This window comes from Curtobacterium flaccumfaciens (assembly GCF_013359815.1).
In the GTDB taxonomy this organism is placed as follows: Bacteria; Actinomycetota; Actinomycetes; order Actinomycetales; family Microbacteriaceae; genus Curtobacterium; species Curtobacterium flaccumfaciens.
In genome coordinates this window covers 60928-80805 of sequence record NZ_JABMCF010000031.1, presented here as the reverse complement: position 1 = coordinate 80805, position 19878 = coordinate 60928, and the positions used below count along the sequence as shown (strand labels likewise).

18 protein-coding genes are annotated in these 19878 nt (G+C 70.8%); 3 read left to right on the top strand and 15 right to left on the bottom strand.

All coding sequences use genetic code 11. From position 1 onward, the window contains the following. The first annotated feature begins 12 nt into the window (after window positions 1–12). A complete protein-coding gene (locus HP445_RS18820) occupies window positions 13–825 on the top strand; it encodes a peptidylprolyl isomerase (RefSeq protein WP_128779984.1) in 813 nt (270 codons plus the stop codon). Window positions 826–938: 113 nt separating this feature from the next. Further along, window positions 939–2171, top strand: a complete 1233-nt coding sequence (locus tag HP445_RS03225; protein WP_110864584.1) for a DUF349 domain-containing protein — start codon at window positions 939–941, stop codon at window positions 2169–2171. An 83-nt stretch (window positions 2172–2254) separates the two neighbouring features. Here HP445_RS03225 and HP445_RS03220 read toward each other — a convergent pair whose 3' ends face one another. Genes HP445_RS03220 through HP445_RS03200 form a run of 5 tightly spaced genes read right to left on the bottom strand, consistent with a single transcriptional unit; the run spans window position 2255 to window position 5517 of the window. Beyond that, window positions 2255–3217: a bifunctional riboflavin kinase/FAD synthetase gene (locus HP445_RS03220; RefSeq protein WP_071414720.1), complete on the bottom strand. Its 963-nt coding sequence runs from the start codon at window positions 3215–3217 to the stop codon at window positions 2255–2257. Window positions 3218–3225: 8 nt separating this feature from the next. Continuing rightward, on the bottom strand, window positions 3226–3678 hold the full coding sequence (locus HP445_RS03215) for a hypothetical protein (RefSeq protein WP_111088743.1): 453 nt from the start codon (window positions 3676–3678) through the stop codon (window positions 3226–3228). 45 nt (window positions 3679–3723) lie between these two features. Further along, window positions 3724–4089, bottom strand: a complete 366-nt coding sequence (locus tag HP445_RS03210) for a hypothetical protein (protein ID WP_071244774.1) — start codon at window positions 4087–4089, stop codon at window positions 3724–3726. Then, window positions 4086–5048, bottom strand: a complete 963-nt coding sequence (gene truB / locus HP445_RS03205; protein WP_128779985.1) for a tRNA pseudouridine(55) synthase TruB — start codon at window positions 5046–5048, stop codon at window positions 4086–4088. The genes HP445_RS03210 and truB overlap by 4 nt, the downstream gene beginning before the upstream one ends. A 22-nt stretch (window positions 5049–5070) precedes the next feature. Beyond that, window positions 5071–5517 (bottom strand): hypothetical protein, encoded by a 447-nt coding sequence (locus HP445_RS03200; protein WP_111023071.1) that lies wholly within the window; start codon window positions 5515–5517, stop codon window positions 5071–5073. 52 nt (window positions 5518–5569) lie between these two features. Between HP445_RS03200 and HP445_RS03195 the strand changes: the two genes are divergently transcribed. Beyond that, window positions 5570–6496, top strand: coding sequence for an HhH-GPD family protein (locus HP445_RS03195; protein WP_372444888.1), 927 nt, complete (start codon window positions 5570–5572; stop codon window positions 6494–6496). Here HP445_RS03195 and rbfA read toward each other — a convergent pair. The 10 genes from rbfA to dxr form a co-directional block, all read right to left on the bottom strand. Continuing rightward, window positions 6493–6969, bottom strand: coding sequence for a 30S ribosome-binding factor RbfA (gene rbfA / locus HP445_RS03190; RefSeq protein ID WP_110864589.1), 477 nt, complete (start codon window positions 6967–6969; stop codon window positions 6493–6495). The two genes, HP445_RS03195 and rbfA, sit on opposite strands and share 4 nt — an antisense overlap. Before the next feature lie 113 nt (window positions 6970–7082). Beyond that, window positions 7083–9935, bottom strand: a complete 2853-nt coding sequence (gene infB / locus HP445_RS03185; protein ID WP_110864590.1) for a translation initiation factor IF-2 — start codon at window positions 9933–9935, stop codon at window positions 7083–7085. 74 nt (window positions 9936–10009) lie between these two features. Next, window positions 10010–10321 (bottom strand): YlxR family protein, encoded by a 312-nt coding sequence (locus tag HP445_RS03180; RefSeq protein ID WP_031259737.1) that lies wholly within the window; start codon window positions 10319–10321, stop codon window positions 10010–10012. A gap of 68 nt (window positions 10322–10389) precedes the next feature. Beyond that, window positions 10390–11385, bottom strand: coding sequence for a transcription termination factor NusA (gene nusA, locus HP445_RS03175; protein WP_071414715.1), 996 nt, complete (start codon window positions 11383–11385; stop codon window positions 10390–10392). Between the two features lie 203 nt (window positions 11386–11588). Beyond that, a complete protein-coding gene (locus tag HP445_RS03170) occupies window positions 11589–13340 on the bottom strand; it encodes a proline--tRNA ligase (RefSeq protein ID WP_111029245.1) in 1752 nt (583 codons plus the stop codon). Window positions 13341–14035: 695 nt separating this feature from the next. Next, the gene (gene ispG, locus HP445_RS03165) at window positions 14036–15190 is read right to left on the bottom strand and encodes a flavodoxin-dependent (E)-4-hydroxy-3-methylbut-2-enyl-diphosphate synthase (protein WP_171907786.1); all 1155 of its coding nucleotides are present in this window, start codon (window positions 15188–15190) and stop codon (window positions 14036–14038) included. Window positions 15191–15246: 56 nt separating this feature from the next. Beyond that, entirely contained in the window at window positions 15247–15807 is a 561-nt protein-coding gene (locus HP445_RS03160; RefSeq protein WP_128779986.1) for a cysteine hydrolase family protein, read from the bottom strand. Next, complete coding sequence (locus tag HP445_RS03155) at window positions 15804–17276, bottom strand: purine-cytosine permease family protein (RefSeq protein WP_128779987.1); 1473 nt, start codon at window positions 17274–17276, stop codon at window positions 15804–15806. The genes HP445_RS03160 and HP445_RS03155 overlap by 4 nt, the downstream gene beginning before the upstream one ends. A 24-nt stretch (window positions 17277–17300) precedes the next feature. Then, window positions 17301–18635, bottom strand: a complete 1335-nt coding sequence (locus HP445_RS03150) for a M50 family metallopeptidase (protein WP_175330776.1) — start codon at window positions 18633–18635, stop codon at window positions 17301–17303. Between the two features lie 128 nt (window positions 18636–18763). Further along, on the bottom strand, window positions 18764–19876 hold the full coding sequence (gene dxr, locus HP445_RS03145; RefSeq protein WP_128779989.1) for a 1-deoxy-D-xylulose-5-phosphate reductoisomerase: 1113 nt from the start codon (window positions 19874–19876) through the stop codon (window positions 18764–18766). Window positions 19877–19878 lie beyond the last annotated feature (2 nt).

The window sequence follows — 19878 nt, the reverse complement described above, 5'->3', positions numbered from 1 at the left end:
CAGACCAGCACCGTGGCACCGAAGAACCCAGCGCGTGACAACCGTGAGGCGCGCGAGCGCCTCCGCCTCTACCAGGCCCGCCAGGGCCTCCACGAGCGGCAGCGACGCCGCCGCGTGCGGGACAACCTGATCGGTGCCGGTGCCCTCGTCCTCGTCGCGGCCCTCGCCACCGGGTCGCAGATCGCCTTCGCTGGATCGCGGGGGTCGGATGCCCCGGCCCCGAGCGCCTCCGCGACGTCGACGGCCACGCCGTCGGCCAGCGCCACGGCCGGCAACACCGGCGACGTGCCGAGCAAGTCGATCGCGAAGGGCGCGACCTGGACCGGCAGCCTCACGCTCAACAAGAGCATCGACCTCGGCATCGAGCTGGACGGTGCGAAGGCGCCGCAGGCCGCGAGTGCCGAGATCTCGTTGATCCGTGAGCAGTTCTACAACGGCACCACCTGCCATCGGCTCGCCGACAGCGACGGCCTGAAGTTCCTGCAGTGCGGCTCCGCGAACGGCGACGGCACCGGCGACGCCGGCTTCGAGTACGGCCCGCTCGAGAACGTGCCGGAGGACGGCGTCTACGAGAAGGGCACCATCGCGATCGCGCGGTCGGACTCCCCGTACTCGCAGTCGACGCAGTTCTTCATCGTCTACGGGGACACCACGCTCGACGGCTCCACGGGCGGCTACACGGTCGTCGGCAAGGTCACGAGCGGTCTGTCCGAGCTCGAGTCGGAGATCGCCTCGAAGGGCATCGCGTCCCCCGGCAGCGACGGCACCGGTGAGCCGAAGGTGGCGACGAAGATCACCGACGCGACCATCGCGGAGCAGAAGTAGTCCACAACCCGTGGCACCGGTCGGGCGGCGGAGCCCGTCCGTGCAATAGGCTGACGACCTGACCGTGCCGACGGTGACGTCGGCGATGCACGACCACGATCGAGGCGAGACCTGTGGGATCTGACGAAGCAACGACCTGGGGGCGGGTCGACGAGAACGGGACCGTGTACGTCCGGTACGAAGAGACCGAACGTGCTGTCGGTGAGTACCCGGACGCCACCCCCGAAGAAGCCCTCGCCTACTTCGCGCGGAAGTACGCCGACCTCGAGGGGCAGGTGAAGATCGCCGAGCAGCGCGTCCAGCGCGGTGCGTCGGCGAACGACGTCGCCCGGACGGTCGAGCACCTGACGGCCCTGGTCGCCGACGCGCGGGTGGTGGGTGACATCAAGTCGCTCGAGACCCGCGTCGGCGTCCTCGCCGAGCAGCTCGGCTCGCTCACCAAGGAGCAGGCGGAGCAGGCGCAGCAGGCCCTGCAGGACGCCCTGGCGCACCGCACCGCCCTGGTCGAGGAAGCCGAGGCACTCGCCGCGGTGGACCCCGCACGCGCGCAGTGGAAGCAGATCACGGCACAGCTCGACGACGTGTTCGCGCGCTGGCAGCAGCACCAGCACGACGGGCCGCGGATCCCCAAGAACGAGGCGAACGACCTGTGGAAGCGGTTCCGCGCAGCGCGGTCCACCGTCGACCAGCACCGTCGTGCCTTCTACTCCGAGCTGGACGCACAGCACCGTGACGCCCGGACCCGCAAGCAGGAGCTCGTGGCGCAGGCCGAGGCCCTCGCGCCCCGCGGTTCCGACGCGATCCCGGACTACCGCCAGCTGCTCGACGACTGGAAGAACGCCGGACGTGCCGGCAAGCGCCACGACGACGCGCTCTGGGCACGCTTCAAGGCCGCCGGAGACGTGCTGTTCGAGCAGCGCCACGCCGAGAGCGCGGCCGAGAACGAAGAGTTCTCCGCCAACCTCGAGGCGAAGCAGGCCCTGCTGACCGAGGCCGAGCCGCTCCTGCAGGCGACCGATCGTGTCGCGGCGCGCAAGACCCTCACCGGCATCCAGCGCCGCTGGGACGAGATCGGCAAGGTCCCCCGCGGCGACGTCCGTCGGGTCGAGGACCGCCTGCGTGCGATCGAGGACCACGTCCGTGGGCTCGAGGACGCGCACTGGAAGGAATCGAACCCGGAGCGCAAGGCCCGTCAGAACGGCCTCGCGAGCCAGCTGGAAGACGCGATCGGCAAGCTCCAGTCCGAGCTCGCCGCGGCGCAGGCCACCGGTGACGCGCGGAAGATCAAGGACGCGCAGGAAGCCCTCGACGCCCGCAAGATCTGGCTCGACGCCCTGGGCGGCTGAGCCTCCGCAGCACGAACGACGCCCCCGTGACCGATGGTCACGGGGGCGTCGTTCGTGGTGGCCGCTTCAGCGTGCTCGGCAGGTCAGACCGGCGCGGGCAGTCCGAGCAGCAGCCGGATGTCCAGGTCGTCCTGCCGCATCTGCGCGGCGAGCTCGTCCATCGACGAGAACTTCACCATGCCGCGCACGTACGACACGAAGAGCACGGAGATCCGATCGCCGTACAGGTCGATGTCGACGTCGAGCAGGTGCGCCTCGATCTGCTTCGCGGGCACACCCTCGAACGTCGGGTTGTTGCCGACCGACACCGCCGCCGGGTAGACGGTGCCGTCGTGCAGCACCCGGGCGGCGTAGACACCGTCGGCGGGGACGAAGCCCTCGCACGCCGGGTCGAGGTTCGCTGTGGGGTACCCCATCGCACGGCCTCGCTGGTTGCCGTGCACCACGACGCTCCGCACGGCGTGTTCCCGCCCGAGGAGTCGTGCGGCTTCGGCCACGCGGCCCTGGCCCAGGAGCTCCCGGATCCAGGTGGAGGACACCCGGCGCTCACCGTCGGGTCGGACGTCGTCGATGAGGTCCACGTCGTCGATGAGCTCGACGGTGAAGCCGTGCTGCTCCCCCAGGGTCCGCAGCAACGCGACGTCACCGGCGCCCTTCGCACCGAAGCGGAAGTCGCTGCCGACGAAGACGAGCCGGGCGTGCAGGGTGTCGACGAGGATCTCGGACACGAACGCCTCGGGCGACTTCGACTGCAGTTCCTGGTCGAAGCGGAGCAGCAGGGTGGCGTCGACCCCAGCCTCCTCGAGCAGTTCGCGGCGCTGCGCGGTGCTGGTCAGTGCCGGCGGGACGTGCGGCGGGTCGATGACGTTGAGCGGGTGGCGGTCGAACGTGACCACGGTGGCCACGAGGTCGTGCTCGCGGGCGGCGCGCTCGAGGTGTGCGATGACGGCTCGGTGCCCGACGTGCACGCCGTCGAACTTCCCGATGGTGACGGCGCTCGGGCCGAACCCGTCCGCCACGTCGGCGGTGTCCTCGTAGAACTGCACGGTGGCTCCTACTCGCTCGCCGGGGCGGTGGACGAGGACGCAGCCGGTGCCGACGGCTCGGTGACCGTGCGGTGGTGCTTGCGGAGCCACCAGAGCCCGGCGATCGGCAGCACGAGCGGCGCGAAGGCGTAGCCCAAGCCGTAGTACGACCAGATGGTGTCGTCGGGGAACAGCTGGCGGTCGAACAGCGACAGGGTGCCGATGACGAGCACGCCGGTCATCTCGAACACGATCGTGACGCAGGCGACCCGGTACCAGAACCGGCCGGGCACGATGAGGGCGATCATCGCGACGATGTAGACGACGGCAGCGATGGCACTGAGCGTGTAGGCGAACGGTGCGAACGAGAACTTCTCGATGATCTGCACGACGCTGCGTCCGGTCGCCGCCAGCGCGAGGATGCCGTACACGGCGATGAGGACGCGGCCGATGCCGGTCGCGAGTGAGGATCTGGTCGCCATTGCACCGATTCTACCGACGCGCGGCTGCGCGCATGACCTCCGGCGTCAGTTCAGCGCGAACCAGATCTGGTACATCCGGTAGACCATCACCGCGACGGTGAAGGCCCCGGCGCCGAGCACCACGGTGCTCCACTTCGTGCGGTCGATCAGTGCCCACACGACCGCGGCCGGCGGGACGAGCAGGACAGAAACGGCGTACACCCCGAACTCGAGCGCGTTGCCGTCGGGCGGACTGCCCGTCGCCGGCAGCACGATCGAGATGACGCCCTGCACCAGGAGCAGCAGCTCGATGAGCACGAGGGCGCCGACGGTGTAGTCGTTCGGCTTCCAGCCGATGAACCCCACGACGACCGCGAAGAGCCCCACCACGACGGCGAGCACCAGCTGCACCCACATGTACCACTCGATCACGCGCGGGCTCCGGTCTGCGAGGAGGACGACGCACCGGGCGTCGGGAAGTTCGTGATGACCCGGAGCAGTCCGCGGCGGACGGAGACGAGGCCGACCAGCCGGTCGTCGGACGCCGTGACCGCTGCCACCGGCCCGTCCGAGTCGGGGTGCTCGGCCGCGACGCGCTTGCCGTCGGTGAGGTCCTTCGCCGAGGCTGCGTCGAGCGTCACCGACGAGAAGAGTCGCCGGGCGATGTCCGCCGGACGTGCGAGCGCGGCGCGGACGTCGACGGCGTCGTCCTCGAGGTCGATGGCGTCCTGCACGTCGAACGGTCCGACGCGTGTCCGACGGAGGGCGACGAGGTGCGCCCCGGTTCCGAGGGCAGCGCCGACGTCACGGGCGAGCGCGCGGACGTAGGTGCCCGACGAGCAGGTCACGACGACGTCGAGGTCCGCCACGGCGACGTCGGTGCCGTCGACCGCGACGGTCCGCTCGTTCCGCGTCGTCACGTCGAACTGCGAGACGGTCACCGTGCGGGACTTGAGCTCCACCGCCTCGCCCTTGCGCGCCAGGTCGTAGGCGCGGCGCCCGTCGACCTTGATCGCGCTGACCGTGGACGGGACCTGGTCGATCACGCCCCGCTGCGCCGCGACGGCGGTCTCGACGGCGTCGTCCGAGACGTCCGCAGCGGCCACACCGACAGCAGCGATCGGCGTGCCGTCGGCGTCGTCGGAGTCCGTGGAGACACCGAGCCTGATGGTCGCCGTGTAGGTCTTGTCGAGGCCCACCAGGTGCGTGAGCAACCGGGTGGACGGCCCGATGCCGAGCAGCAGCAGCCCGGTGGCCATGGGGTCGAGGGTGCCGGCGTGGCCGACCTTCTTCAGGCCGAGGCGCCGACGGGCGATGGAGACCACCCGGTGGCTGGAGATCCCCTGCGGTTTGTCGACGAGGAGGATGCCGTCCGGCGCGGTTTCGAGCACCAGGCGAGATTACCAGCGCCGGTCAGCAGGCGTCGTTCCACTCGCGGCGGGGGTGCTCGGGATCGGTGACGTCGAGCACCGCGGAGGCCGCGATCTTCACGTCGGCACGGCGCTCGAGTCGGCCGGACTCCTGCTCGACCCACAGCGACCAGCGCCACAGGGTACGGACCCCGGGGGCCAGGATGCCCCGCCCGTGCACGATCAGGACACCGTCACCGGCTCCGGTCGTGCGGAAGGGCGTCACCAGGTCGGACCGGAGCGTGTCCTGGTCGGCGGACGGCGCGGCGGCCGCCATCGCGGAGATCCCGTGCTGCTCGAAACCGGTGACGAGCGCGGCCGCGACCCGCTCGAGGTCGGTGCCGTCCTGCCCGTCGATGCCGATGACGGTGCGGTTCGTGCCGACCTGCGCGATCGCCTCTGCGGCGATCGCAGCCATCGTGTCGGTCTCTTCGGGTGCCCAGCGTGCCATGCGTCCACCGTAGGCTGTCGAGGTGAACGCGAGTCGGGCCTCCAGACCGGATGTGGACAAACCGACCGCGCGACGCGGTGTGCAGGAGCCGGCCACGCCGGAACGGCCCGACATCGCGACCCCGCTGATCGCGTGGTTCCGGCAGCAGGCGCGCGACCTGCCGTGGCGCCGCCCCGGCTTCCCCGCGTGGGGGACGCTCGTCAGCGAGATCATGCTGCAGCAGACGCAGGTCGCCCGCGTGGTCCCCCGACTGGAGGCCTGGCTCACCCGGTGGCCGACGCCTCGCGACCTCGCGGACTCGCCCCCGTCCGAGGCGGTGCGTGCCTGGGACCGGCTCGGCTACCCGAGACGCGCGCTCGCGCTGCACGCGGCGGCGACCGCGATCGCGACCGACCACGGCAACGTCGTGCCGCGCGACGTCGACGCGCTGCTCGCACTGCCGGGCATCGGCGACTACACCGCCCGCGCCGTCGCGGTCTTCGCGTACGGCGACCGGCACCCGGTCGTGGACGTCAACGTGCGCCGCGTGCTCGCACGTGCGGTCCTCGGCCAGGGCGAACCCGGGCCGGCGAAGGCGAAGCAGGACCTCCCGCTCATGGAGTCCGTGCTGCCGGCGGACCGCGACGACGCAGCTGCCACGAACGCCGCCGTGATGGAGCTAGGCGCGCTCGTGTGCGTTTCCCGCTCCCCCGCGTGCGATGCGTGCCCCATCGCGGACCGCTGCGCGTGGCGTGCGGCCGGGTACCCGGAACACGACGGGCCGCGGGCTCCGCGGCAGGCGAAGTTCGCCGGCAGTGACCGCCAGGTGCGCGGCCTGATCATGGCCGAGCTGCGCGCCAGCGACGTGCCGGTCACCCGGTCCGAGATCGAACCGGTGTGGCCGGACGCCGACCAACGGGACCGGGCGCTCGCGTCGCTCCTGCGTGACGGACTAGCCGTCGGGGACGACGCGAGCGGCTACCAGCTGCCCGGGGTCTAGGAACGCGGCTCGGCGGAGCCGTCGGTCTCGGCCGCGTCGTCGTCGGCGTCGTCGTCCTCGTCGCGCTTGTACGGGTCGGCGTCCCCGGCGTACGTCGCGCCGACCGAGGCTGCGCGGACCTGCTCGTCGCGCACCTGGGCCTGCACGAGCAGGTCCTCCATGTGCGCCGAGGTCTCGGGCAGGGCGTCGGCGATGAACTCGAGCGACGGCGTCAGCCGGGCGGTGATGTTCTTGCCGACCTCGGACCGGAGCATGCCGGTCGCGGCCTTGAGCGCCGCGGCGGAGTCCGCACGCTCCTCGTCGGTGCCGTACACGGTGTAGAAGATCGACGCGTGCTGCAGGTCACCGGTCACACGGACGTCGGTGATCGTGACGAACCCGAGTCGCGGGTCCCGCAGACCCTTGTCGAGTCGACGTGCGACGACTTCCTTGATGCGGTCCGCCATCTTGCGTGCGCGCTGCGGATCGGCCATTGGGTGCCTCCTGAGGCAGTGGCGGGACGCTTCCCGCCGGTGGTCCTGCGTGGGAAAGGGGTCGGGCCCCGGCCTCCCGCGTGGGGAGGCCGGGGCCCAGAGGAGTCACGCGATCAGTCGCGCGGCTTCTCGACGAGTTCGGTCGTCTCGACCTCGTCGCCGATCTGGATGTCGTTGAACTTGCCCAGACCGATACCGGCTTCGAAGTCCGTGCGGACCTCGGTCACGTCGTCCTTGAAGCGACGCAGTGACTCGATGGCCAGGCCATCGGCGACCACAACACCCTCGCGGATGACGCGCGCCTTGGCGTTGCGCGTGATCGTGCCGGAGCGGACGATGACACCCGCGATGTTGCCGAACTTCGAGGAACGGAACACCTCGCGGATCTCGGCGACGCCCGACTGGACCTCTTCGTACTCGGGCTTGAGCATGCCCTTGAGGGACTGCTCGATGTCGTCGAGTGCGTTGTAGATGACCGAGTAGAAGCGCACGTCGATGCCTTCGCGCGCCGCACGTTCACGGGCCTTGACGTCCGGACGGACGTTGAAGCCGATGACGATGGCGTTGTCGATCGTGGCGAGGTCGATGTCCGACTCCGTGATCGCACCGACACCGCGGTGCAGGATGCGGAGCTGGACGCTGTCGTCGACCTCGATGTCCAGGAGCGACTGCTCGAGTGCCTCGACGGCACCGGAGACGTCACCCTTGATGATGAGGTTGAGCGACTCGACCTTGCCCTCTTCGAGCGCACGGGTGAAGTCCTCGAGCGAGATGCGCTTGCGCGACTTCGCCAGCAGGGCGTTGCGCTCGGCGGCTTCACGCTTCTCAGCGATCTGACGCGCCGTGCGGTCCTCTTCCGTGACGAGGAAGGTGTCACCGGCGCGGGGCACCGAGGACAGACCCTGCACCTGGACCGGGCGGCTCGGCGTCGCGGCCTTGACCGCGACCCCGTTCTCGTCCGTCATCGCACGGACTCGACCGTAGGCCGTGCCCGCCACGATGGCGTCACCGACGTGGAGCGTGCCGGACTGGATGAGGACCGTGGCGACTGCACCGCGACCCTTGTCGAGCCGGGCCTCGATCGCGACACCACGGGCGTCCTTGTCGGGGTTCGCTCGCAGGTCGAGACCGGCGTCCGCGGTGAGCAGCACGGCGTCCAGGAGCTCCTGGATGCCGATGTTCTGCCGCGCCGACACGTCGACGAACATGACGTCGCCGCCGTACTCCTCGGCCACCAGGTTGTACTCGGTGAGCTGCTGGCGGACCTTGGCGGGGTTCGCGCCTTCCTTGTCGATCTTGTTGACCGCGACGACGATCGGCACACCGGCCGACTGCGCATGGTTCAACGCCTCGATGGTCTGCGGCATGATGCCGTCGTCCGCCGCGACCACGAGGATCGCGATGTCCGTCACCTGGGCACCACGGGCACGCATGGCCGTGAAGGCCTCGTGACCCGGGGTGTCGATGAAGGTGATCGGGCGGTCGATGCCCTCGTGCTGCGCGACGATCTGGTACGCACCGATGTGCTGGGTGATGCCACCGGCCTCGCCCTCGACGACCTTCGAGTTGCGGATCGCGTCGAGGAGGCGGGTCTTGCCGTGGTCGACGTGACCCATGACGGTGACCACCGGCGGCCGCTGCTGCAGCACGTCGTCGTCTTCGTCCTCGAGTTCTGCGTCGAGGTCGATGTCGAAGCCCTCGAGGAGCTCCTTGTCCTCGTCCTCGGGCGAGACGATCTGGATCTTGTAGCCCAGCTCGTCACCGAGGACCTCGAACGTGGCCTCGTCCAGCGACTCGGTCGCGGTCGCCATCTCACCGAGGTGGAACAGCACCGTCACGAGGTTGCCGGGCATGGCGTCGATCTTGTCCGCGAAGTCCGAGATGCTCGCACCACGACGGAGTCGGACGACCGTGTTGCCGTCGCCGCGAGGGACCTGCACACCGCCGAGCGACGGGGCCTGACGCATCTCGTACTCGGCGCGCTTCGTCCGCTTCGACTTGCGGGCACGGCTCTTGCCGCCACCGCGACCGAACGCACCGGCGGTACCACCACCGGGGCCACGACCACGGCCACCGCCACCGGCGGGACGCGGGCCGCTGAAGGCCGGACGCGGGAAGCCGCCACCGGCACCGCCGCCGGCACCCGGACGGGCACCGGGGCCGCCACGGCCACCACCCTGGCCCGGGCGCTGCCCGAAGCCGTTGGGACGGTTGCCCTGACCGGGACCACCCGGACGCGGAGCACCCGGACGGGGCGTGCCCGGACGCGGGGGCTGCGGACGCGGGATGCCACCGCCACCGGCTGCGCCGGCGGCCGGGCGCTGGCCCATGCCCTGGTTGGACGAGTACGGGTTGTTGCCGGGGCGCGGCGGGCGCGAGCCCATGCCCTGGTTCGACGAGTACGGGTTGTTGCCCGGACGTGCACCGGGCTTGGGGCCACCCGGCTTCGGACCGGCTGCCGCGGGAGCCTTCGGGCTGGTGCCCGGCTTCACGGCGTCGGACTTCGGAGCAGCGTCGGTCGACCCGCCTGCCTGCTCGGCGGCCTGCTTCTCAGCGGCCTGCTTCTCGGCACGGGCCTTCTGCGCAGCCTCTGCCTCGGCCTGTCGCTGGGCGACGGACTTCGGGGCGGCCGGCGCGGGGACGTCGGCAGCGGGTGCTGCCGGGGCCTCGGGCTCGGGAGCCGGTGCCGGACGAGCCGGACCCGGACGGGGGCCGCCGGGCTTGGGTGCACTCGACTTCGGCGCGCTGGCCTTGGCGGGTGCGCTCGGCGCGGACGCCGAGGCGGCGGGCTTCGCCGCGGGGGCGCCGTCTGCCTGGAGGGCGGCACGGAGCTTCCGTGCCACGGGGGGCTCGATGCTCGAGCTGGCACCCCGGACGAACTCGCCGAGCTCCTTGAGCTTCTCGAGTGCGGTCTTGCTGTCGACGCCGAGTTCGCTTGCGATCTCGTGTACGCGTGGTTTAGCCACTGTTCTCCTTCACGGGTCCCACCCCGTGAAGGGGCAGGACTCAATGGATGACGGGTCTCATTTCGAGCCGCTCATCAGTTGTCCATAAGCCGTTCAGCCTGTTCTGTCATGTCCGGGCGCTCGGCCGGTTCCTGTGGGAGACCGACGATGTGGTCGAGCACCGCGGACGTGTCGGGATCGCGATCCAACCGGAGCGCACGGCGGAAAGCCCTGCGCTTGACGGCCAGATCGTAGGCATCGACGGTCGGTGTGAGCCACGCTCCCCGGCCCGGCATGACTGCCTTCGGATCCGCCACGACACGGCCATCGCTCAGGGCGACGACTCGGAGGAGGGAGGATCGGGAAGCGCGACGACGACTGCCGATGCACGTTCTGACGGGAACCACTCTACTCCTTGCCTCGGACGTGCGCGATCCGGCGCGCCCTCGCAGGGCGCGCCGGGAGCGAAATCGTCCTAGTCCTCGCCGTCCAGGATGGAGTCCGGCTGGATGTCGATGCGGGCACCGGTGAGCTTCGCGGCGAGACGGGCGTTCTGCCCCTCCTTGCCGATCGCGAGCGACAGCTGGTAGTCCGGCACGAGCGCGCGGACGGCCTTCGTCGAGGCGTCGAGCACGAACGCGCTCGTCACCTTGGCCGGCGACAGGGCGCTCGCGACGAACGATGCGAGGTCGGACGAGTAGTCGACGATGTCGATCTTCTCGGCACCGAGCTCGTTCGTGACGGCCCGGACACGTGCGCCGAGCTCGCCGATGCAGGCACCCTTCGCGTTCACGCCGGGCTCGTTCGCCTTGACGGCGATCTTCGTGCGGTGGCCGGCCTCGCGGGCGAGCGAGGTGATCTCGACGACACCGGACGCGATCTCCGGGACCTCGAGTGCGAAGAGCTTCCGGACGAGGCCCGGGTGCGTGCGCGACACGATGATCTGCGGGCCCTTGTTGCCACGGGCGACGCTCGTCACGTAGACGCGGATGCGGGAGCCGTGCTTGTACGACTCCCCCGGCACCTGCTCTTCGGGCGGCAGGATCGCCTCGATCGTGCCGAGGTCGACGTGCACCATCTTCGGGTTCGGGCCCTGCTGGACCACGCCCGCGACGATGTCGCCTTCCTTGCCGCGGAACTCGCCGAGGATCTTGTCGTCGCCGATGTCGCGCAGGCGCTGGTTGATGACCTGCTTCGCTGCGAAGGCCGCGATGCGTCCGAAGTCGCTCGGCTGGTCGACGGCTTCACCGATGACGGTGCCCTCGTCGTCGAGCTCGGGGACGTAGACGCTGACCTCGCCGGACTTGCGGTCGAGCTCCACACGCGACTGCGCGTGGGCCGGCTCGCCGTTCTCGTCGGCGTGCTTCTGGTAGGCGGTCAGGATGGCAGATTCGATGATCTGGACGAGCTCGTCGAACGGGATCTCCCGCTCGCGCTCCATGAGTCGCAGGACTGCGAGATCGATCTTCACCGAGGTGCCTCCGTATTCAGATGAGTCGCTCCTGCGGGGTGGAACTGCGCAGAAGTCGGCCACAAGCGTACCCCAGAACCAGGAGGCGGACAGGAGGCCCGTGGCGGCGTCGCACCCCTCCCTCGCAGGCTCGGTCGGCGCGCCCCGCGTGACGCTGGCGCGTCACCGCTGAGCGGGGCGCGCCCGTCCGTCAGGGGTCGCGTCTAGATCGCGCGGACCGCGTCGAGCAGCTCGGCCACCGGCACGTCGCGGCGGTCGCCGGTCGCGCGGTCCCACAGCTCGACGACGCCCTCGGCGGCGCCGCGACCGGCGACGACGACGATCGGCATGCCGAGCAGCTCGGCGTCGCGGAGCTTCACGCCGGGCGAGACCTTGGGGCGGTCGTCGTACAGCACGTCGAACCGCTCGCCCTCGAGCTCGGCGACGACGGAGGCCGCCAGCTCGTAGGCGACCTGGTCACGGCCGGTGGCGACGATGTGCACGTCGAACGGCGCGACGTTCTTCGGCCAGACCAGGCCCTTCTCGTCGTTGTGGGACTCGGCCAGGATGGCGAGGATGCGGGTCACGCCGATGCCGTACGAGCCCATCGTGACCGTCGCGAGCTTGCCGTTCTCGTCCTGCACCTTGAGACCGAGCGCCTCGGCGTACTTCCGGCCGAGCTGGAAGACGTGCCCGATCTCCATGCCGCGCGCGGTCTCGAGCGGGCCGGAGCCGTCCGGGGACGGGTCACCGGCGCGGACGTCGGAGACCTCGACGACACCGTCGGCCACGAAGTCACGGCCGGCGACGAGGCCGGACACGTGCACGCCGCGTTCGTTGGCGCCGGTGATCCAGCTCGTGCCGTCGACCACACGCGGGTCGACGAAGTAGCGGAGGCCGGTGGCGCTGTCGGCGCCGAGGACCTGCGGGCCGATGTAGCCCTTCACCAGGCCACGGTGCTTCTTGAAGTCGTCGTCGCCGGCGGCCTCGACCTCGGCCGGGGCGAACGACACCTCGGCGCGCTTCAGGTCGACGTCGCGGTCACCGGGCAGCCCGACGACCACGACCTCGCGCGTGCCGTCGAGGTGGGTGAGCGCCAGGACGACGTTCTTCAGCGTGTCGGCCGCGGTCCACGGGGCACCCTCGCGCGGCGCGACCTGGTTCGCGTGGGCGACGAGCGTGTCGATCGTCGGGGTGTCCGAGGCGGGCAGCAGCACGGGCTCGGGCTGGCCCTCGATCGGCAGCGACTCGGGGACGGGGGTGACGTACGCCTCGACGTTGGCCGCGTAGCCGCCGGCACTGCGGACGAAGGTGTCCTCGCCGACGCCGATCGGGTGCAGGAACTCCTCGGACTTGGAGCCGCCCATCGCGCCGGCGTCGGCCTTGACGATGACGTAGTCGAGCCCGAGGCGGGCGAAGATCTTCTCGTACGCGTCGCGCATGACCTGGTAGCTGCGCTCGAGGCCCTCGTCGGTCAGGTCGAACGAGTACGCGTCCTTCATGGTGAACTCGCGGCCGCGCAGGAGTCCGGCGCGGGGCCGGGCCTCGTCGCGGTACTTGTCCTGGATCTGGAACAGCGTGACCGGCAGGTCCTTGTAGGACGAGTACAGGTCCTTCACCAGGAGCGCGAACATCTCCTCGTGCGTGGGTGCGAGCAGGTAGTCGGAACCCTTGCGGTCCTGCAGGCGGAACATGCCGTCGCCGTACTCGGTCCAGCGGTTCGTGGCCTCGTACGGCTCACGCGGCAGGAGCGCGGGCAGCAGGACCTCCTGCGCACCGGCTGCGACCATCTCGTCGCGGATGATCGCCTCGATCTTGGCGCGCACCCGGAGGCCGAGCGGCAGCCAGGCGAAGATCCCCGGGGACTGGCGACGGACGTACCCGGCGCGGACGAGCAGCTTGTGGCTCGTCACCTCGGCGTCGGAGGGGTCGTCGCGGAGCGTACGGAGGAACAGATGCGAAAGCCGTGTGACCACGGGGCAAGCCTAGTGGCGGCGGGCCGAGGGCGCGGGTTCCCTGCGGTGTGCCCGCCGCTGGGCGCGAGCGGCGCCGTTCGGCACGGTGCGAGGTTCGCTGGCCCGTGGGGCGGCAGCCGCTGCGTGCGCGCCTGCACGCTCGCACCGGGCGATCAACGCGGCGGCCGCTCGCGAAGTCCGCACCGTGCGGAGGGGACGCACGTCGAGCAGCCGCAACGGGCCTCCGGGCCGGGCCCCGGTCCGGCACGCGCGTCGCGGGCGCCGCCGGCGACGCGGAGCGGAGCCGCACCGTGCGAGGTTCGTCGGCCGGTGCGGCACCAGCCGCTGCGTGCGCGCCTGCAGGCTCGCACCGGGCGATCAACCCGGCGGCCGCTCGCGAAGTCCGCACCGTGCGGAGGGGACGCGCGTCGAGCAGCCGCAGCGGGCCTCCGGGCCGGTCCGCGGTGTGTCGCGCGCGCTTCGGGCGCCGCCGGCGACGCGGAGCAGAGCCGCACCGTGCGAGATTCATCGGCCGGTGCGGCACCAGCCGCTCCGTGCGCGCCTGCAGGATCGCACCGGGCGATCAACCCGGCACGGAACCGCGAAGCACGCACCGTGCCGACCGGCGCTGGCGCCAGCGCCAGCGCCGCCCGAGGACGGACCGGAGGCCCGGTGCCAGCTGGCACCGGGCCTCCGGTCCGAAGGGGTGGTCGCGCCTACGGCGCCATGATCACCTGGGGCGTGCCGGTGGCGGCGGCCGGACCCATCTCGTCCGCGATGCGGTTCGCCTCGTTGATGAGCGTCTGGACGATCTCGGCCTCGGGCACGGTCTTGACGACCTGGCCCTTGACGAAGATCTGCCCCTTGCCGTTGCCCGAGGCGACGCCGAGATCGGCCTCGCGCGCCTCGCCCGGGCCGTTCACGACGCAGCCCATGACGGCGACGCGGAGCGGGACGGTCATGCCCTCGAGCCCCTTCGTGACGTCGTTCGCGAGCTGGTAGACGTCGACCTGCGCGCGACCGCAGCTCGGGCAGGAGACGATCTCGAGCTTGCGCTCGCGCAGGTTGAGCGACTGCAGGATCTGCAGGCCGACCTTGACCTCTTGCGCGGGCGGGGCGGAGAGCGACACGCGGATGGTGTCACCGATGCCCTCGGCCAGCAGGATGCCGAACGCGGTGGCGCTCTTGATCGTGCCCTGGAACTCCGGGCCGGCCTCGGTCACGCCGAGGTGCAGCGGCCAGTCACCGGCGGCGGCGAGCTGCCGGTAGGCCTTGACCATCACGATCGGGTCGTTGTGCTTGACCGAGATCTTGAAGTCGTGGAAGTCGTGCTCCTCGAACAGGGAGGCTTCCCACACCGCGGACTCGACGAGCGCCTCGGGGGTGGCCTTGCCGTACTTCTGCAGCAGGCTCGGCTCGAGCGACCCCGCGTTCACGCCGATGCGGAGCGAGACGCCGGCGTCCTTGGCGGCCTTGGCGATCGCGCCGACCTGGTCGTCGAACTTGCGGATGTTGCCCGGGTTGACGCGGACGGCGGCACAGCCGGCGTCGATCGCCTGGAAGACGTACTTCGGCTGGAAGTGGATGTCGGCGATCACGGGGATCTGCGACTTCTTCGCGATGATCGCCAGCGCGTCGGCGTCGTCCTGCGTGGGCACGGCAACCCGGACGATGTCGCAGCCCGAGGCCGTGAGTTCGGCGATCTGCTGCAGCGTCGCGTTGATGTTGGTGGTCTGCGTCGTGGTCATCGACTGCACGGACACCGGGGCGTCGCCGCCCACGAGCACCTTGCCGACCCGGATCTGCCGCGACTTGCGACGCGGAGCGAGGGTTTCGGGGGACTTGGGCATACCGAGGTTGACTGCGGGCACGTGAGCACTCTACGCGCTCGGTCTGACCGTGCCGGGTCCGGTCCCCGTGCGTCCGTTCAGAGCTCCCTGACCGAGTCGACGACCGTGATGAGCGGGGCGTAGAGCCGCATCACCGCGAGCGCGCGGTCGTGGTCCTCGTCGGTCCCACCGGCGCAGGCGTCCGCCACGACGGTCACCGTTGCACCGGCGTCGGCCGCGGCCAGCGCGGTCGACAGCACGCAGCAGTCGGTCGACACCCCCGTGAGCACCAGGTGCGGGTGGTCGCCGACGACGGCCTGGAGGCTCGTCCCCCACTTGGCGAAGGTCGGTTCCGTCACGACGGGGTCGTTCCGGTCCGCGGCGGCCGACGCGAACGGCTCGGTGAGCGCGTACAGCGGGTCGGCGTCCGGCACCAGTGCGAAGGGCCAGTCACGGTAGTAGGGCACCCACGCACCCTCCGGCTCCGCCGGTGCCACGAAGCGGGTGAACACCGTGCGGCCCGTGAACCGCGGGAGGAGCCGCTCGATACCGGCGCCGGCGTGGTCGTACCGCGGGGCGGCCCACGGGTTCTCGCCGGTGAAGACCTGCTGCATGTCGATGACGACGAGCCAGGCGTCGTCGGGGATCTCCGCGCTCATCGCAGGTCGTCCGGGGTGGCGAGTGCTTCCTGACGGCGGATCGAGCCGCGCGCGAACAGCAGCGTGCCGAGGAACCCGACGACCAGGGCGACGAGGACGCCGAGGTTCGCGTAGGCCCAGGGCCCCTCGCGTCCGCCGAGGCCGAACGGGCCGAGCAGGTAGCCCTGCCAGGTCAACCACGTGGGTGACGCCAGCGTGACGAGGCCCCACCCGAGCGCAGTGCCGACGACGACCAGGGCGATCGCGCCCCACCGGACGTCACCGTACCGGCCGCGGCGGTCGTCGAGCTCGGCCTCTGCGTAGGCGCGACGACGCAGCAGGACGTCGGCGACGAAGATGCCGGCCCACACCGCGATCGGCACGCCGAGGGTGATCAGGAACGCCTGGAACGGCTTCGCGAAGCTGGTCGCGAAGAAGGCGATGTAGATCGCCCCCGCCACCATGAACACGCCGTCGACCCCGGCGGCGACCGGCCGCGGGATCTTCACGCCGACGCTCAGCAGCGCGAGGCCCGACGAGTAGATGTCGAGGACCGCTCCCCCGACGAGCCCGAGGATCGCCACGATCGCGAACGGGATGAGGAACCAGATCGGCAGGATGGTGGTGAGCGCGCCGATCGGGTCGTCCTGGATGGCGGCGTTCAGGTCCGGCGACGACCCGGCGAGCAGGACGCCGAAGACCACGAGGATCGCCGGGGCCAGTGCGCCGCCGAAGGTCGTCCACCCGACGACCCCACCGGTGGACGCGGCCCGCGGCAGGTACCGGGAGTAGTCGGCAGCAGCGTTCACCCAGCCGAGGCCGAAGCCGGTCATCACCAGGACCAGGGCCCCGATGACCTGCTGACCGCTGCCGGACGGCATCGCGGCGATCGCGGCGAAGTCGATGGAGGGCACCGCGAGCACGATGTAGACGACGGTGAGCACCCCCGTGATGACCGTGATCCAGGTCTGCAGGCGCATGATCACGTCGAAGCCCGCGACGCCGGCCCCGACCACGAGCGCGGCGACGACGACCAGCGCGACGACCTTCGTCAGCACCCCGCCGTCCCAGCCGAGCTCGGTGAAGACCGTCGAGGTCGCCAGGACCGCCAGTGCGGCGAGCGAGGTCTCCCACCCGACGGTGAGGATCCAGCTGAGGAACGAGGGCACCCGGTTGCCCCGCACGCCGAACGCCGCACGGCTCAGCACCATCGTCGGCGCCGACCCCCGCTTGCCGGCGATCGCGACCACGCCGCACAGCAGGAACGAGAACACCACCCCGACGACCGAGACGGCGGTGGCCTGCCAGAAGGAGATGCCGAACCCGATGACGAACGCCCCGTAGGCGATGCCGAGGACGGAGATGTTCGCGGCGAACCACGGCCAGAACAGTCCCCGTGGGGTGCCCTTCCGATCGGACTCGGCGATGACGTCGAGGCCCTGGCGCTCGACGGTGCGAACCTCGGGAGGGTTCGGGGCGGCTGTGGTCATCCGCTGAGCGTAGCGCCGGAGCGACTACCCGAACAGGTTCACCGGCCGCACGATGTCGGCGTAGATCAGCAGCGCGCTCATCCCTGCCAACAGCACCACGACGACCATCGTCAGGGGCATCGTCTTCGCCAGGTCGATGGGCCCCGGGTCCGCCTTGCCGACGAGCTTGAACGACCGTCGCTTGATCGCTTCCCAGAGCGCACCAGCGATGTGTCCGCCGTCGAGCGGCAGCAGCGGCACCATGTTCAGCACGAACAGGCCGATGTTGAGCGAAGCCAGCAGCCCGAGGATCGTGTACGCCTTGTCGACCACGGGGACGCCGCTCATCGACGAGACCTCGCCGATCGCACGGCCCACGCCCACCACCGACACGGGGCTGTCCTGTGACCGCTCCTGGGCACCGAACGCGGCGTTCCACACGGCGACCAGGCGCTGCGGCAGGTCGATGATCAGGTGCGCGGACGCCGCGATCTGGGCACCGGTCGCCGGCAGCACCTCGGCCGGGGACTGCCGCACCAGGGACTGCCCGATGCTGACGCCGACCACGCCGACGCGCTGGGTCTTCGTGGTGCCGTCGTCGTTCTTGACGACCTTGCCCTCGGCGTCGTAGACGTCGCGGGTGGCGGTCGTCGGGGTGATCTCGAGGGTCTTGCGGGCACCGTCGCGCTCGACGACCACGGTGACCTGCTCACCGGCGGACTCCTGGAAGACCTCGGAGACGCGGCTGATGGTGGGGTCCTGCTCACCGTTCACCGAGAGCACGACGTCGCCGGACTCGATGCCCGCCTGCTTCGCCGGGGACACCGCGTCGCCGGGCGAGCACTCGGTCGTCCGGCTGTTCGGCAGCACGCACCCCACGCTCGACGTGAAGGTCGTCGTCGGTGCCCCGAACCCGCACAGCAGCACACCGAACAGCACGATGCCGATCACCAGGTTCATGGCCGGGCCTGCGACCATCACGATGATCCGCTTCCACGGCGTCAGGCGGTAGAAGGCGCGGGAGTCGTCACCGCCGGAGTCCGCGATCTGCTCGGCGCTGGCCTGGCGGGCGTCCTGCACGAACGCGCCGTACATGCCGGTGTTCGTGATGGCGTTCGCCCGGCCCGAGGCGCGCGGCTTGAGCATGCCGACCATCGAGATGTACCCACCGAGCAGGATAGGGCGGATCCCGTACTCGGTCTCACCCCGCTTGAACGACCACATCGCCTTGCCGAAGCCCAGCGAGTACTGCGTCACCTTGACGTTGAAGAGCTTCGCGAAGGACAGGTGCCCCAGCTCGTGGAGTCCGATCGAGACCAGCAGGCCGATGATGAAGACGACCACGCCGAGGACGAAGAGCAGGACGGATTCGACGGTCACCGGGAAAGAGTACGGGACTGATTCCATGACGGAGCCGAGCGCCGTCTGAGAGGCGAGCTGGGCCTCCAGGCCTGTGCGTCACGTCCGCGATCTGCCGCCTCCGCGTCGGACGGGAGGCGCGACTCGCGTCAGCGGGTCAGCGCGCGGTCCGCAGCGGTGCGGGCCCACTGCTCCGCGGCGAGCACGCCGTCGAGTGACGGCTCCCCCGCGGTGTGCTCCTCGACGACGCGCTCGACCGTGTCGACGATGTCGAGGAAACCGATCGCACCAGCGTGGAACGCGGCGACGGCCTGCTCGTTCGCGGCGTTGAACACGGCCGGGAACGTGCCGCCCAGCTCACCCACCCGCTTGGCGAGGGCGACGGCGCCGAAGGCGTCCTGGTCGAGCGGCTCGAACGTCCACGTGCTCGCGGTCGTCCAGTCGAGCGGCACGCCGACGCCGGGCACCCGGTCCGGCCAGGCCAGGCCGAGCGCGATCGGCAGCCGCATGTCCGGCGGCGACGCCTGGGCGATGGTGGAACCGTCGACGAACTCGACCATGGAGTGCACGATCGACTGCGCGTGCACGGTGACGTCGATGCGGTCGTACGGCACGTCGAAGAGCAGGTGGGCCTCGATGACCTCGAGCCCCTTGTTGACCAGGGTCGCGGAGTTCGTCGTGACGACGAGACCCATGTCCCAGGTCGGGTGCGCCAGTGCCTGGGCGGGGGTGACGTCACGGAGCTGTTCGCGGGTGCGCCCACGGAACGGACCGCCACTCGCCGTCAGGACGAGCCGCTGCACCTCGGCGTCGGCGCCGGAGCGCAGCGCCTGCGCGATGGCGGAGTGCTCGCTGTCCACGGGCACGATCTGCCCGGGCGCCGCGGCGTGCTGCACGAGGGAGCCGCCGACGATCAGGCTCTCCTTGTTCGCGAGGGCGAGCACGGCACCGGTCTCGAGGGCCGCGAGCGTCGGGCCGAGGCCGACCGAGCCGGTGATGCCGTTCAGGACGACGTCGGCCTCGACGCTCCGGACGAGCTGCTCCGAGTCGGCCGCGCCGAACGCCGTGTCGCGGACGCCGAACCGAGCGGCCTGCTCGGCGACGAGGTCGCGGTTGCTGCCGGCGGTGAGCCCGACGACCTCGAACCGGTCGGGGTTGCGGGCGACCACGTCGAGCGCCTGGGTGCCGATCGAGCCGGTGCTACCGAGGACGACGATCCGCCGACGGTCCGGACCGGTGGTGCCGAGGCGGCCGTCCGTCACGG